Source organism: Leptothoe spongobia TAU-MAC 1115, assembly GCF_018739885.1.
In the GTDB taxonomy this organism is placed as follows: domain Bacteria; phylum Cyanobacteriota; class Cyanobacteriia; order Phormidesmidales; family Phormidesmidaceae; genus Leptothoe; species Leptothoe spongobia.
In genome coordinates this window covers 1-14,781 of sequence record NZ_JADOES010000068.1, presented here as the reverse complement: position 1 = coordinate 14,781, position 14,781 = coordinate 1, and the positions used below count along the sequence as shown (strand labels likewise).

The window sequence follows — 14,781 nt, the reverse complement described above, 5'->3', positions numbered from 1 at the left end:
AGCGACTCATGGCCACTACACTACCTGATCATCGCAATATTGACGAGAAATTCAGGGGACCCTGTGAATTAATACGCAAATTTTATGGTGTGAATCTGTGGCTTAATGTGGAGCCATTAATCGCAAGATTGATTTACTAACGTCACTACACTACCGAGTTAATCTTCTCTCTGTGTTTTAACTGTTACCTAGATGTTGCAAGAATATTATGGGCATGACAACAGCGAAGTATATCAATGTTGTTTTTAGCCAAGAGGAATTTTTATAGGCGAACTTGCCTAGCAATCCGGTGATGATGGCAGCGATTAGATGATTTGCCATTACCTGTCCTGTGACGTAGCCTGCATCGTAGGAGGTATCGGCATTGGCTGTACCAAGGATAGGAACTAGATGAAAGATAAAAAATGGAACGGCAATGGCAAAAGCTTTGAAGAAAGGACCTTTCGTCTGCATAGAAACTCCAATCGGGTTTTAGGAATATGTAGGTGAATCCCCCTGGCAGCGGGTAAATTCTGATGTATCGCTTAAATTCTCAATAAAGTACGGTTGAACCTTCGGCGAAGCTCTTAATGATGGGGGCGAGCTATGGTGGTTGGGTGCTGCTCACCAAACCTGATGCCATGGGGATATCGATGGTCGATGTTTCTAGGATGCCCGACTAGTTGTGGGGAATCGATTTAGACCGTAAACGTGCGCTAGAGGACAAAAAGTCCAAAAACGGCCTTTAAAGGATTGTGTAGGGCACTTTAGTTCTAGAACTCAATATTGAACACTATATGTAGTGCTTCGCCTAAACTTCTGCTAGTATGTCACTCAGTTTTCCTGGACGTTAACGATCCTTATCTATAGATATAGACCCTATATATAGATGGGCAATCTACAAAACGTATCGCTTGCGATATATTGTCAGCGCTCACTGAATTAGAATAGGTTCACTAGAATAAGCGTACTAACGTACTACTTGGCAGGTTTCGGCCCTTATCCCCATGGCTAAATATCAATGCTTTATCGATTTAGGTAGTTCCGGCACCAAGGCTGTTCTCAATGACGGAGAACGGTTTCACTCCTACCAGTGCCCACCCCTGGTGGCGGATATGCCTCCCTCTGAGCTAACTATTATTGAAGCTCAAGGTGAGCAACTGGGCTCTGGTCTGGAGTCGGTCGGATATTTGCAACTTGATCCAGAAACACCGGCCTATGCCCTGGGGATCGATGCTCAAGGTCGTCCTAATAAAGCAACCAGTAGTTTGCCTAAAAGTGCTCTAGCCCACATTCGGGCTTTGGGGGTGATTGGTGAGTTTGCCCATCAGCATGATCTGGAGCGGCTCACTTTGGATGTGGGGATTGCCCTGCCATTTAATGAATATCTGACTGACTATAAGGCCCTAACGACTGAGATCCTGGGCCACAAAATGTTTACCTATCGTGGTAGGGATATTTTTCTGGACTTTGGCAATGTCAAGGTGCTGCCTGAGGCGGCAGGGCTGGTGCAGTGGCGTAAGGTGCAGCGATCGCAACAAAAAGAACGGGGCAAACAGACCTTTGTCGTCCTCATGTTTGGCCATCGCGATCTGAGCTTTTTGCTATTTAACGGTGGACGCCCCCCCCAGGGAGAGCCGAGTAGCACTGAGCGCCTGGGCTATCAGCAACTGCTCAAGGCCGTAGCTCAAGATTTGCCCTGCAATTCTGACGATCCGTTTCTCTACGATGCCCTGATTAATAACGCTGCCCGTGTCGTCTTTCCCAATCGGCCTAGGAAGGGGTATCCTTTGGCGGAGCGGCGAGAAAAAGCAACTGACTACTACTGGGAGATCGTGAAATACCGTCTCAATGAATGGCTAGCCTCGGTCAGTGTTCCCAACTACGAAGTTCTCATTAGTGGTGGGACCGCGACTCAGCTTCGAGATCAGCTAGAAGAGTATTTTGAAGAGAGAACTACATTTTGTACCGTTAACTGGTTAGACGATTTGCAGGATGAAGTGGCTGCCAATCTAGAGATCGCCTCAGACATTGATCAGCTCCGCTTCTCTGATTGCTATGGTGGGGCAAAGTGGCTGGCGCTGAAGTTCCAAAAGCTTGCTGCAGGGAGGAGTCGTGGCTAAAAAAAAGAGTTCACCTAAAAAAGAAACATCCCCTACGAGAAAGCGGGTTTCCTTTAGCATTAGCTCTGATCCTGATACCGTTGAAGGCCGTATTGTGAATCACCTACGTGACAACAAAATGGTGAATATGCGAGAGTCGGTAATCCGTGCCCTCAAAGCTTACTATCTCCCCTGGGCCTATGAAGATGAGGTGTCTAAAGAAGACGCCCAGGTGCTGGCTCGTAATGCCATCGATGAGCTTGAGTTTAGGATCTTTCAGATCCGACGACACTTTTTGGCAGGAGAGGCTTATGGTCCAAAGTTGAGTGAATCGTTAGGCGGTAGTGCGATCGCTACAAACAATAACCATGCGTCCAATGGTCACTCAGCTAACGGCAATTCACCCATTTCCCATGAGGCTGTGCTTGAGAAAATAACGCCGCCTAGACCAAACTCAATTGATGCCAATCCAGCCTCCATATCCGACATTCTTGAGGATGAGGATATTGATCCAGATGTGTTGGATGATTTTTGACGTCAATAGGTTTTTCCTGTAGATCCAAAGCCACCTTCTCCTCGTTGCGACTCACTGAGCTGTGTCGTTACTGCAAAGTCAGCCCGAGTCACGGGGGCGATCACGATCTGAGCAATGCGCTGTCCTGGCGCGATCGCAAATGGCCCATTGCCCAAGTTAATCAAAATCACCTTAATCTCACCGCGATAGCCTGCATCGACAGTACCCGGTGTATTTAATACCGTAATGCCATGCTTGAGGGCCAGGCTACTTTTGGGGCGTACTTGCATTTCATAGCCCTGGGGAATTTCGGCGGCCAGACCTGTGGGGATGGCTAGCCGCTGCATGGGGGCTAGGGTGTGCTGGCCGATAGCGACTAAATCTGCTCCGGCATCACCGGGGTGAGCATAGGTGGGGAGGATGGCGGCGGGGGAGAGTTTTTGGAATTTGATGGTGACGGCGGGCATGGAGGGGGAGTAGGGGAGCAGGGGAGTAGGGGAGCGGGGGAGCGGGGGAGTAGGGGAGTAGGAGGGATTTTAGATGGCTGCTGTTTGGGGGGTGAGGTCTAGGGTGAGGGTTTCCATGGGGCGGAGGGTTTTGACTTGGGTGGGGAGGTTGGCTTGGGTGAGTTGAGATCTGACGACATCTGCACCTCCAGTGGCCGTCAAGAACTTTGCAATGAGACCCTCATAGGTGACATCGCCGCCATCTGCGGTGGGTAGTAACCACTGGGGCTTTGCTGTTTTCGCGAGTTCTAGGGCACCCTCGCCGCCGCGAATAACTGGACCTAGTAATGGCAGCGTCAGACTCACCAGGGGCGTAATCGCGACATCTACCGGCGGGTGGTTGCCTAACTCCGAGTCAGGATATCCGTGGGGTTCGTAATAAATACGTAGTCCAGTACTCAATACGGTCACGATGTAAGCATTTTCCTTGGCGAGGGGACCGACGGGAGCACCTGGCAAGGCTTCGATCAGTACGTCATTCCCCAGGCGATGGCTCTCACCAGGTTTGAGGGGGGTAACCTCAGTAAATCCCTTCTCTATCGCTACTTTTGCCCCTGCTGTCGAGGCCACTACCGGAATCGATTTATCCAGTAACTCTAAGGTTTCTGGATGGGCATGGTCTGCTAAACCCTGGGATAGAAGGAGGAGATCCACGTTTGCCGGGATAGATACTGGTTTTGGTCTGATGCCGCGAATCAACCAGCTGGCATTACCAAAAATTAGGTCTCCCACTAACCATGGATCAACCAGTATGCAACGCCCTGCCAGATTAAATTGCCAACTATTTACATCTAACCAAGTAAGGGTCTCTGACCTTTTTTCTGACATAGCTGTCCTGATAAAAGCTAATGATTGTAACCAAACCTTGTCCACGTCTAGGACGGTCGTTTTACCGTGGGAGAAACGACAGGTTTCAACTTGGACGTGGTTTAGGATGAATTATTAAAGGTATTACAAAGCGTATGAGTTTGCCCCTATTTCAGCTCAGACTGAACGTTAGTCAGGACAGATTATGTTATATACGTATAATTAATTATTAAGTTTTACTTATGTTCTTGCCAGCATTCGTACGTTTCTTCAAATTATTTCTTATCTTATCGATGTGATCCCCGTATAATCAGGCTGTTTGTTGTACAGATTGAGATAGCGTTCTAAGGCATTAGTAATTTAGCTAGTGTTCCTTGGGTAAAACGCTTAAATCCAGTGCCTATGCGTCGGCAATTGCTGAAAAGTTACACGGTTCTAGTTACTCGTTCTGGGCAAACCCCCGTTACGATCACGTTTACCCCTTTAGCTGGTGCGATCGCTGCATTCGTTCTTCTGGGAGTTCCGTTAGGTTGGCTCGGAGCCGTTATATTTTCTCTATTCCAAAGTAATGTACAGCTTACAGATGAAAACCGTCAGCTGACCGATCAAGCTCATCAAGTATTGACTGATCTAAATACGCTCGATTCTGAAATTGAGAATTTGAAGGAGCGTGCTGGTTTACCTGAGCTTGGTGAGCAAAACGTTGCGCCAGATGATGGCATCCCAAGAGGTGGCGTGGCCGTTGTCGCCAGTGGTCTTGAGCTATACGAAAAGGCCAGTTCAAAGCTACCCAAATTGAATGAAATTTTGGATGGCAGTATTAAGCCCGCTTTAGAGCAGACGTTAGCTGAGGAGGAGGCTGAGGTCGCTGCTTATCCTGATGGCTTACCCATTGGTGGCCCCCTCGATATTTCGTCTGAATTTGGAGTTAGACGCAATCCATTTGGTGGATTTGCCTATGAAGCCCATGAGGGGACTGACTTTGTCGGGCCTTACGGGACAGCTATTTTTGCAACTGCGGATGGTGTCGTAGAGCGGGCCGAGTATCACGGTGGCTATGGGAATACGGTTACCCTTAAACACGGCTATGGCTACGAAACTCTGTACGCCCATATGTCAAAACTTGCTGTGAACCTCGGTGCAAAAGTAAAACGCGGTGATGTTGTTGGTTATTTGGGGAATACTGGCCGTTCCTCAGGTCCCCATCTGCATTACGGCATTTATTACAAGGGTGAGGCGGTTAATCCACGCCATCATATGAAGATGAACCACGATATGAATCTGGTTGATTATTGGCGGTTGCGGTAGTTGCGGTAGGGTGGGCATTGCCCACCATCCACAGGTGAGGCGCGTCCTACGGTAGGATTGAAAAGCTCTCAACCACCCTGCATTAAACCTATGGGCAATACCTTCGGTCACTTATTCCGGATCACTACGTTTGGCGAATCCCACGGCGGTGGTGTCGGTGTTGTTATTGATGGGTGTCCGCCTCAGTTGGAGATTTCTGCTGAGGAGCTCCAGGTGGATTTGGACCGCAGGCGACCGGGGCAGAGCAAGATTACGACTCCGCGTAAGGAAACGGACACCTGTGAGATTGTCTCAGGGGTGTTTCAGGGACAGACGCTGGGGACGCCGATTACGGTCTTGGTGCGTAACAAGGACCAGCGCCCCCAGGACTATGGGGAGATGGCAACCAAGTATCGTCCATCCCATGCGGATGCTACTTACGATGCTAAGTACGGGATTCGCAATTACCAGGGCGGTGGGCGGTCCTCGGCTCGGGAAACCATTGGCAGAGTGGCAGCGGGTGCGATCGCAAAAAAAATTCTCCACCAGGTAGCAGGCGTAGACATTGTTGGCTATGTCAAACGCATCCAGGACATGGAAGCCCCCATCGACCCCGATAGCGTCACCCTTGAACAGGTAGAAAGCAACATCGTCCGCTGTCCCAATCCCGACTTTGCCGAAGAAATGATCGCCCGCATCGACCAGGTGCGTAAGGACGGCGACTCCATCGGCGGTGTGGTGGAATGTGTGGCCCGCAAAGTACCCAAAGGTTTGGGCTCCCCCGTTTTTGACAAATTAGAAGCCGACCTGGCCAAGGGCATGATGTCCCTGCCAGCTAGTAAGGGCTTTGAGTTGGGCTCCGGATTTGCCGGCACATTCCTCACCGGCAGTCAGCATAACGACGAGTTCTACACCGACGCTGACGGCAATATCCGCACCCGCACCAATCGCTCCGGCGGTACCCAAGGGGGCATCTCCAACGGCGAGAACATCATCATCCGCGTCGCCTTTAAGCCCACGGCCACCATCCTCAAAGAACAAAAAACCGTCGATCAGCAGGGCAATGAAACCACCCTGTCCGGTCGCGGTCGTCATGACCCCTGTGTGCTGCCTCGGGCAGTACCCATGGTGGAGGCCATGATGGCCCTAGTACTGTGCGATCATCTACTACGTCATCAAGGGCAATGCAGCTTGCTTTAGGACCCTGGCCCAATCGCGCCATCGTCGGTTTGTTTTGGATCGCCGCTGGCGGTATTGGTTGGCACTACTTGTTATTTCCAACCGTCAACCTGACGGGGAGCGCTACCATTGCCATTGCCCTAATTCTTGTCTGTATCGACCAGGGACGTATGGCTTGGGTGGATTTGGACAATGTCCATCAGCTCTCCTTGACTGACCCCCGTGTGGTTAGGTTCTATACCATTACCTTAGGCACCATCGTGATTGAGCTGGTTGGATTTTATCTGGTCTGGCACAACCTGGTACTGGGCATGGTAATTTTCCTGATCAGTCAGCTATTTTTCAATACGGCTGTCAATGTGCAATTGTATCCCCATAGCCATGAGCCGATTCGACCCTTTCCGATGCCCGCTCGCTGGCCTGTCTTGCTGGCCAATGTCATTGCCCTTAGTTTGATTACCCTATGGCAGGCGGATCACCTGCGTCAGCTGACCTCAGTGCTTTGGCTGGCCATGGTGGTCATTTACCTGGGGGTGAAATATCTGGTGGCTACCAACACAGCCACAACAGTAGATGGGAGCGAAAGTCAATAGATTACCCCTGGGTTTCCCCATTGAATCCAAGTTCCATTAGTGGTCCATCTTCTGGTAAAAAACAACCGGCGACGCTGTCGATGATTAGCTACGGACCCAAAGCACTGACAAGTCTGACGCTTGTGATTCCTCAGCATCCTCCACCCACAGCAATTCCATCATCACATTCTGAAAGAAACAACGCCAGTTTGCTGTTCCTTGGCCTGGGTAGGTGTTGCTGGGTCCTTCCACTAGGCCAAATTCCAACAGTTTGTCAGCAGCGGGGGCTCCTACCTCGGGCAAAATAAAGATTTAATCTAGTTCGAATTGTGTTGCCATAGCCGTTACTTTATATTGCTGAGGCAGAAAGGATTTGTTTCTCATTTGGTTGAAATTTTGGACTGTCAGGCAGAAAGAGAAACTTGGTAAGGAGATTTTTATATTTACCGAATTGTTGAAGTTCTCTGGAGCATAGAAGACTGAAATAATCCTCCTGAAATAGCTAAAGTAGCTGATCTATTTGCTTATCAGGCGATACTCTGCTATCGAGGTGGTGATGTTATGGCACTAGAGAATTTGCCCTCTTTTTCAGGCGTATTGGCAAAAGCAAGGAGGGCTAGAAGCATTTCAGAACAGAACAAAATTAATCTCAACTTAATACAGGCCTTTCGTTCATAGGCAAATCGAGGTAGAAAGATGATGAACCGTTATAACCAAACGGTCAAAGTACCAGATTTGGACAAGTTATAATCATTGCAATACCTTCGCATGGTGGTCCCCCAGAATAAAAATGGTTACAACGCTTAAACAGCCATCCTCATTGATACATGAAATTCGGCTCGAACCAGTCGGTGCCTGGCACTTGTTTAAATTCAGTGAAACGCTTCAGCTTCGCATGGAAAGTCTGCTGGATAGCAAGAAAGCTGACCAACTTACACTTGAGGAAATAGCGGAGCTAGATACCATATCAGAGCTAGACCGCATTTTTACTCATATGAATGCAATGCTTGCTGCTCAATATGCCAGTTAGCGATGAAACGAAACGAGCGGTTCGAGAGCGAGCAAAGTACTTGTGCGAATACTGTCACTCTTCGGAACGTCTAAGTGCGAGTCGCTTTACGATTGATCATATTACGCCAAGATCATTGGGTGGGTCTGACAAGCTTGAGAACCTTGCACTTGCCTGCCGTCGCTGTAATGAACGGCGTTATAATTTCGTTGCAAGTATTGATCCAGAGTCAAAGGAAACAGTTCCTATCTTTAATCCTCGTCTACAGCGATGGGATGAACATTTCGTTTGGGTAGATCAAGGCATATTAATAGAGGGAATTACACCTATTGGTCGTGCGACGTGCATTCGTCTTGATTTGAATGACACTCGCTACCCGGAAAAAGATTCTATCCGAGAGACAAGACGTTTTTGGCTCAAAACAGGATTACATCCACCTTAAGTCCGATCATTGCCCGTAACCTAGGCATAAACTATGTGGAACGTGGGCGATCGCAACCTCAAAAACTGCCTGATACCATAGCTGATAACGACTCCTAACGTATTCCCTTTAGCAGCCCCGATGTTCTAGTCTACTACTAGCCCCCCAGAACCAAAGACCCAATGGCGGAAAAGACCATCTACCACGACACGTTTTTCGACAAGCTTTTCATTCGCCTGTTTGCCTATAAAATGTCCAATGCCGTTGGGGAACGTAGCAATCGACCAGGTTATGACGGCTTTGTCGATCTCTCAGAAAAAATCATGCGGGGTCGCAATTCCCAACAGCAGCAACGGCTGGTGGCGGTCGTTTTGCAATCCCTGGTACCAGCGCCTGTCCTGTGGGGCATCCGTACATTTTTCTCCCCTACCCAGCTGGTGTGCGAACTCAACGCCTGGTTTGCCACCCAGCTCTTTGAATGGCTGGTGGGTCCCTGTGAGGTGCAGTCAGTCGAGATTAAAACAGCCACGGGTGAAACCCGTCAACAAAAAAGCAATGTACACATTAAAAAATGTCGTTACTTAGAACAAAGCGGCTGTGTCGGCATGTGCATTAACATGTGCAAACTACCCACCCAGGAGTTCTTTACCGAAAAGTTTGGTATCCCCCTCACCATGACGCCAGATTTTGAAGACCTGAGCTGTGACATGGTGTTTGGGCAAGTGCCACCGCCCCTAGAAACAGAGGACGCTTATCAACAGCCCTGTCTGCGGGACTGTGCGGTGACGAGTGAAGCCCCTGCCTGCCCCAAAGTACGGATTTAAGGTACGGATTTGAGGCAGCAGCAGGCGATAGATACTCTGAGCACTACCATGGGCTACTGATCATCGAGAATCCAGCCCAGTAGAACGGATGGGATAGGGAGTCTGTGGACAGAACATCAGTATTGTTGATGGCCCCATCTGACTTTTGCAAGCGGCTTAGATCAACCGCTTGTGTATTATCCCTGAGTAGATTCAGCTGAGCCTGGCGCAATGCTTCTGCCTTGGTAACAGAATTAGGTATCTGATGATAAAACTCACTCATTAGGGCCAGAGTGCCAGCATCACTGACATCCCATAGACTGGCAACGGCTGATTTGACACCCGCTCTCAGGGCTAATCCGGCAAACCCTAGCTCGGCATTACTATCACCAACGGCTGTTTCACAAGCACTCAATACCAGTAGCTCCAGATTAGGCAGCTGCCAGTTGAGATTACTCATCTCTTCCAGGGTGAGCCGCTGGTCCCATAGCTGAATGTAGGAATTGTCCGGCCTGCCGGGCTTGAATTCAGCATGGGTGGCCAGGTGGACAATGTCATAGGATTGACGGCCTAGCAGGGTGTTGAAGTTGTCCAGGGTAAAGCTCTGGTTAAGTAGAGAGCGGCCTTGCCAGATGCGGTCTCTACCCTCAGCCGTTCTGAGCTGCCAAGCAATATTCGATAGCTCAACCGGGACCGCAGGCAATGGGGCCAGATCCGTAAACTCAGAGGCTCCCATAGCCAGCAAGTTCCCTGGCTCAATCGGGTCATAGCTTGTATCGATCAAGTTAAAGGCCGGAATACTAGTCAGACTGTATTTCTCAACCAAAAACTGCTGACCGTCGTGGAGGGCCGATAGGGCTAATCCCCTCAATCCATCACCACTACACACCAATAGGGTGTCAATACCAGCAGGAGCTAGAAACTCCTCTTCATAGGTGCCAATCAGCCAATCATGCAGCTTTCTCGCTGCGGGCATATAGGCTCTGCCTGTGGGGCGGCTAATGTGACGATGGAACTGCTCAGTAGTTTTATCTAGCAAGTCCCTGGGCACATCGTACAGGTCACGAACAATGGGTTCACCGTTGGGCGTAATCAATACCAGGTGTAAATGGTCTGTACGGGGAATGGCCCACAAAACCGCTGGTGATGTGCCTGTTTCGTCAGCGATGCGAGCCAGGGTGGTGGCAATTTCTTCCGGTGGTTGTGTCACTTCAGCCAGGTCTTCACCAAAGTAGGTTTCGTATTCTGACTCCAGCCTCAGCTCCATATTTACAACTTTCTGACTCAGGGTGAGTTCCTGGGGCATGGCGTAGGTGGGAGCCACCACTAGTAAGCAGGCTAAAGGGGCTAACAGCCATCGTAACGATCTACGAGGAATAGTCAGGGGGCGAGGTAAAAAAATCATGATGCTACATCCTAAGTGTGTAGGTGCAACTACATAAAAGCTAACCTGACTCCGCATAGACACTTACTAAAGTGTCATGGTCGGTAAATGTCTGTGCAATATAGGTTTCAGGTCCTTATGCATGCCAATGGTAGAGATTTGGAGCATTCCTGAATGGTCTAATTATAAATAGCTGGGAGTATAACTCCAGACATTTACTGACATTTGTTAATGGAGTTTGAGGTTTATTTGTTCACCCTGTTATCTATGCAGCCGACCCGATATCCGTCATGCTAGATACCGAAGATGAGCTGTTGCTGATGCAAACATGAGTTGTCCCTGGTGATAACTGTTGTTCCTTATCAGTAACGCTACTGCTTCTTAGAAGACGATTAGAGGAGTTATCCACACCATGGGAGATATGGACCCGGTTAAGTTAATGAAGCAAGAAGTGGGTCGCGCTGCCGCTGCCCAGGTAAAATCTGGCTCGATTGTGGGTCTGGGCACGGGTTCCACCACTGCATTTGCGATTCAGTTTATCGGTGAGCGTATAGCTGCGGGCGAAATTACTGACGTTGTTGGTATTCCCACATCATTTCAGGCTTCGGTACTGGCTAAAAAGCATGGTATTCCGCTGACTACGCTGGATGAAGCGCCCCGCATTGACATCGCCATCGACGGCGCTGATGAGGTAGATCCTCAGCAGAATCTGATCAAGGGCGGCGGTGCAGCCCATACCCGTGAAAAGGTGGTGGATGGTTTAGCCGCGCGCTTTGTGGTAGTGGTTGATAGCTCCAAGCTAGTGGATAAACTGGGGTCCACATTTGCGCTGCCCGTAGAGGTTCTACCCATGGCAGTGGCTCCTGTGACTCGTGCGCTAGAAGCTTTGGGCGGCGCACCTGAGTTGCGCATGGGTGTGAATAAGGATGGCCCGGTGATTACGGATCAGGGCAACATGGTGCTGGATGTGACGATGCCGGGCATTGATAATCCGGCTGAGCTGGAGAAGACCATTAACAACATTCCGGGTGTGCTGGAGAATGGTTTGTTTGTGGGTGTTGCGGATGAGGTGCTCATCGGTGAAGTGATTGACGGGAAGGCGTCAGTTCGCACCATGTAATTTGGGGTGTAGGGGCATCCCCTTGTGGGTGCCCTGGATAACCTACGCCATTGTCCGACCGTCCTTCAATGATCGAGAAATGGCGACAACGATTGCGGGGCAAGCACAAGGCATTGCCCCTACCGGGTGTCGGTATTGGGCAATGCCTTGTGCGATTTTAAATTTGAATAATTGCAATGTGGGGGCATCCCTGGTGGGTGCCCTTAATTTTTAGAGATAGACCAATTTTAGGTGGAATTTTGCCGATAAATGGGGTAGATAGATATATCAGCTTTTTTTGAGGCGACCCCATGGCGAAAAAGGTACTGGCTGAATTTCAGCTAGAGGATGGCACTACGTTTTTGGTGGAGGTGCCAGAGCCCATCAATGAGGATGCGGTGGAAGAGGTATCTATATTGGATGAGCCTATCCTCAAGGCGAAGGAAACCTTTGAAGGGGCATTGGATAAGGTGATTCCGGTGGCGTCTGCGGCGATGGAACGGCTGAAAACTGGGCTGACGACACCGGCAGATGGGATTGAGGTGAAGTTTGGGCTGAACTTAAGTGCTGATGCTGGGGTGATATTTTCTAGCGTGGGTAGTGAGGTGAGTTTTGAAGTGACGCTGAAGTGGGGCCAGTAGGTTAGGGCCTATGGCAAAGGAAAGCGTGACTTCAGTGCAGTCCTACAAAAATGCGATCGCACGTATCCATGGCAAAAGTAATAAGGTCATCGGTGCTGGCTTTTTAGTAGATGGCGGCGTGATTACCTGTGCCCATGTGGTGCGAGATGCGTTGGGACTGGGTCGGGGGCAGACACCTGAAAAGGGATCGACCGTGGTGGTTAGTTTCCCTTTTTCGGCGTCAAAGAAGCAGCGGTTCTCAACTGAGGTGAAAATTTTTCACTATCGCAAGGAAGAAGATGAGGATCGCCAGGATATAGCGGGGCTGATTTTACGGTCGCCTTTACCTGAAAAAGTGAGTCCTATCCGCACCATTGAGGCCCACGGTCTAGACAATACCTTTCGGGTGATTGGCTTTCCTAAAAACCGGACGGCGGGTCGAGAAGACAAGGGTCAGTTCATGACTGACCTATCCGATGGCCTGGTGCAGATTCGTCGCCAGGATGGATATTCGATTCAGGCAGGTTTTAGCGGTTCGGCCATCTGGGATGAAACCGTTGCTGCTGTGGTGGGAATGACCGTCGCCGTGGAAACGGAGGAAGAAAATTCTGACATTGCCTTTATGGTTCCGGCTGCGCCCCTGGTGGAACTGCAACGACAGCTTGCTTGTTTGGAGCTAGAGCAATTGCTAACGGCTGCTAAAGAGGATGAGCCTCTGGTTGAGCAGATACAGTTGGCGACGGATCGGGCCTACCCAATCTGTTGCCCTAAGGGGTGGACAGTTCCGAAGCCTGTGGATGCTAAATTGCATGCTCTACAGGATGTCTCACTGGCAGGTAGTGACTACGAAGCAATTTATCGGTTTGTAGCCTTGTTAATTCAGCCAGAGCTAGATTTACCGCAAGATCTGAGAAAGAAGCTTCAAGTATGGTTAGAGCCTAAGGTAGAAACCTGGCAAAAATTGTTAAACCAGGCAAAAGAAAAATTGGCTCAGGAGCAGAAAGATCAGGCAAAAATTACAGAATCAGTATTGTTAATTGCTGTGATGCCCATTGAGGGTGGGGAGACATACCCGTTGCAAGCTTGGTTCATGCCGGATGTGGCCGAGTATAAGCCTGTGTCTGGCTCCGGAGGACAACCTGTAAAGGCCCCTAAAGCATTTGATGAGGAGGTTACGGTTGACACCCTAGCAAGGGTAATACAAGACTGTGTGGCAGAGGTTGAACAACAGTCTCCTCGGGAGCTAATTATTCATTTGATTTTGCCGTTGGAGTTGATTCATCAGAGCTGTGATCGCACCTTTCTATCAAAAGATTTCCCGTTCGAACCCGACATACGCGTTGGCGTAAAGCATCGATTTGTTGTGCGAATTGCTGAACGTCTCATTCCAATTCTTTGGAGAAAGTATGGTTCTAAATGGCAACAAAAGTGGGCAGAGTTTCAAAAACTCCAGGGAACGAAGGGCTGCCCCACTTTCGTTTGTGGGAATGAGGCTTTGGAGGATTCAGCGTCTTTGTATGCCAAACTGCAACATTCTAAAAGCCTGGGGCTGAAGCTGACCAAGATATGTGCTGATGAGAATTACCCTGAAATCTTTGGTGCCGTGATGGCTGCGGGCATTCCAGCAGGAATTTGGCTGCGGTCAGATACTTTTTGTGAAGAGCTGGATGCCATGGATAAAGTCGATCAGCTGCTGGCTTGTAAGATGGCTAGGTTGCCAGAGATGGTCAAACGAGCCCGTGCGGATGCCATTGCCAGTGCACCCAAGGCGGAAGATGCCCACATTGGTCATCATCTTTCGTTGCTGTGGGATGATCCCCATTTGGTGCACCCCAGTGCCCATCCCGCTAACCACATGTCCCTTGGCAGATAATTATCGTAGTAACCATGGCTGACAAGACCAACTGGCGAATTTTTCAAGGCAATCGAAAGCCCCGTAAGGATGCGGACTACATTACCAAGCATCTGCCGGACCCGCCGAGCTGGCGACCCTTTGGCGGCGATAAAAGTGCAGCTGAGCAGAAAAAGCAGCAGAGGGGAGCCACCTTCCAGGCCACCGATGATGAAATCGACATGGTGAATGCCGCCCTGTACCTGCGGCGACCGCTATTGGTGACGGGTAAGCCAGGCACTGGCAAAACCTCCCTGGCCTATGCCGTAGCCCATGAGTTAAACCTGGGAGAGGTTTTACACTGGTCCATTACTACCCGTACTACGCGCAAAGAAGGGCTATATAGCTACGATGCCATTGCCCGGTTGCAAGACGCCCAGCTAAAGCAAGAAAAAGACATTGGCAGCTACATTACCCTCGGCCCTTTGGGGACGGCACTGCTACCAACGGATCATCCCAAACGACCCCGAGTGTTGCTGATCGACGAGATCGATAAGAGTGACATTGACCTGCCCAATGACCTGCTACATATGGTATAAATTCACTTCCTCCCCTAACCAATACTTTCTTGGAGTTGAGGAGGAGACGGTGGAGGCAGGCCTTTTCGA

Annotated in this window: 16 protein-coding genes and 2 pseudogenes; 14 read left to right on the top strand and 4 right to left on the bottom strand. The window is 49.8% G+C overall.

Annotation, left to right across the window (positions count from 1 at the left end; all coding sequences use genetic code 11):
- Window positions 1-177: 177 nt before the first annotated feature.
- Window positions 178-453 carry a hypothetical protein gene (locus IXB50_RS21385; RefSeq protein WP_215611030.1) on the bottom strand — a complete coding sequence of 92 codons (276 nt, stop codon included), beginning with the start codon at window positions 451-453 and terminating at the stop codon, window positions 178-180.
- A 533-nt stretch (window positions 454-986) separates the two neighbouring features.
- Between IXB50_RS21385 and IXB50_RS21380 the strand changes: the two genes are divergently transcribed.
- Both IXB50_RS21380 and IXB50_RS21375 read left to right on the top strand, forming a co-directional pair.
- Window positions 987-2,102, top strand: a complete 1,116-nt coding sequence (locus IXB50_RS21380) for a ParM/StbA family protein (protein ID WP_215611029.1) — start codon at window positions 987-989, stop codon at window positions 2,100-2,102.
- Complete coding sequence (locus IXB50_RS21375; RefSeq protein WP_215611028.1) at window positions 2,095-2,616, top strand: hypothetical protein; 522 nt, start codon at window positions 2,095-2,097, stop codon at window positions 2,614-2,616. Before IXB50_RS21380 ends, IXB50_RS21375 begins: the two co-directional genes overlap by 8 nt.
- 2 nt (window positions 2,617-2,618) lie before the next feature.
- Here the strand turns inward: IXB50_RS21375 and dut are convergent, their stop codons facing one another.
- Both dut and IXB50_RS21365 read right to left on the bottom strand, forming a co-directional pair.
- A complete protein-coding gene (gene dut, locus IXB50_RS21370) occupies window positions 2,619-3,062 on the bottom strand; it encodes a dUTP diphosphatase (RefSeq protein WP_215611027.1) in 444 nt (147 codons plus the stop codon).
- Between the two features lie 69 nt (window positions 3,063-3,131).
- Entirely contained in the window at window positions 3,132-3,929 is a 798-nt protein-coding gene (locus IXB50_RS21365; RefSeq protein ID WP_215611026.1) for an MBL fold metallo-hydrolase, read from the bottom strand.
- Window positions 3,930-4,310: 381 nt separating this feature from the next.
- Between IXB50_RS21365 and IXB50_RS21360 the strand changes: the two genes are divergently transcribed.
- From IXB50_RS21360 to IXB50_RS21330, 7 genes and pseudogenes are all read left to right on the top strand, one after another.
- Window positions 4,311-5,216, top strand: coding sequence for a M23 family metallopeptidase (locus IXB50_RS21360; protein ID WP_215611025.1), 906 nt, complete (start codon window positions 4,311-4,313; stop codon window positions 5,214-5,216).
- A 90-nt stretch (window positions 5,217-5,306) separates the two neighbouring features.
- Window positions 5,307-6,395: a chorismate synthase gene (gene aroC, locus IXB50_RS21355; RefSeq protein ID WP_215611024.1), complete on the top strand. Its 1,089-nt coding sequence runs from the start codon at window positions 5,307-5,309 to the stop codon at window positions 6,393-6,395.
- Window positions 6,380-6,967 carry a hypothetical protein gene (locus tag IXB50_RS21350; RefSeq protein WP_215611023.1) on the top strand — a complete coding sequence of 196 codons (588 nt, stop codon included), beginning with the start codon at window positions 6,380-6,382 and terminating at the stop codon, window positions 6,965-6,967. Before aroC ends, IXB50_RS21350 begins: the two co-directional genes overlap by 16 nt.
- A 44-nt stretch (window positions 6,968-7,011) precedes the next feature.
- Window positions 7,012-7,254: pseudogene (locus tag IXB50_RS22925) on the top strand (hypothetical protein); the annotation flags it as partial.
- Between the two features lie 482 nt (window positions 7,255-7,736).
- Window positions 7,737-7,976 (top strand): hypothetical protein, encoded by a 240-nt coding sequence (locus IXB50_RS21340; RefSeq protein WP_215611021.1) that lies wholly within the window; start codon window positions 7,737-7,739, stop codon window positions 7,974-7,976.
- On the top strand, window positions 7,966-8,397 hold the full coding sequence (locus tag IXB50_RS21335; RefSeq protein WP_215611020.1) for an HNH endonuclease: 432 nt from the start codon (window positions 7,966-7,968) through the stop codon (window positions 8,395-8,397). The genes IXB50_RS21340 and IXB50_RS21335 overlap by 11 nt, the downstream gene beginning before the upstream one ends.
- Before the next feature lie 161 nt (window positions 8,398-8,558).
- Window positions 8,559-9,200, top strand: a complete 642-nt coding sequence (locus tag IXB50_RS21330; protein ID WP_215611019.1) for a beta-carotene isomerase domain-containing protein — start codon at window positions 8,559-8,561, stop codon at window positions 9,198-9,200.
- Between the two features lie 43 nt (window positions 9,201-9,243).
- Here IXB50_RS21330 and IXB50_RS21325 read toward each other — a convergent pair whose 3' ends face one another.
- Complete coding sequence (locus tag IXB50_RS21325; RefSeq protein WP_215611018.1) at window positions 9,244-10,584, bottom strand: CHAT domain-containing protein; 1,341 nt, start codon at window positions 10,582-10,584, stop codon at window positions 9,244-9,246.
- A 391-nt stretch (window positions 10,585-10,975) separates the two neighbouring features.
- Here IXB50_RS21325 and rpiA point away from each other — a divergent pair, with 391 nt between their 5' ends.
- The 5 genes and pseudogenes from rpiA to IXB50_RS21300 all read left to right on the top strand — a co-directional run.
- Window positions 10,976-11,683 carry a ribose-5-phosphate isomerase RpiA gene (gene rpiA / locus IXB50_RS21320; RefSeq protein ID WP_215611017.1) on the top strand — a complete coding sequence of 236 codons (708 nt, stop codon included), beginning with the start codon at window positions 10,976-10,978 and terminating at the stop codon, window positions 11,681-11,683.
- Window positions 11,684-11,711: 28 nt separating this feature from the next.
- Window positions 11,712-11,897 carry a hypothetical protein gene (locus tag IXB50_RS21315; protein WP_215611016.1) on the top strand — a complete coding sequence of 62 codons (186 nt, stop codon included), beginning with the start codon at window positions 11,712-11,714 and terminating at the stop codon, window positions 11,895-11,897.
- A gap of 76 nt (window positions 11,898-11,973) precedes the next feature.
- Window positions 11,974-12,303 carry a CU044_2847 family protein gene (locus tag IXB50_RS21310; RefSeq protein WP_215611015.1) on the top strand — a complete coding sequence of 110 codons (330 nt, stop codon included), beginning with the start codon at window positions 11,974-11,976 and terminating at the stop codon, window positions 12,301-12,303.
- Between the two features lie 10 nt (window positions 12,304-12,313).
- Complete coding sequence (locus tag IXB50_RS21305) at window positions 12,314-14,155, top strand: VMAP-C domain-containing protein (protein WP_215611014.1); 1,842 nt, start codon at window positions 12,314-12,316, stop codon at window positions 14,153-14,155.
- Between the two features lie 14 nt (window positions 14,156-14,169).
- A pseudogene (locus IXB50_RS21300) lies at window positions 14,170-14,700 on the top strand (AAA family ATPase); the annotation flags it as partial.
- Window positions 14,701-14,781: the final 81 nt, after the last annotated feature.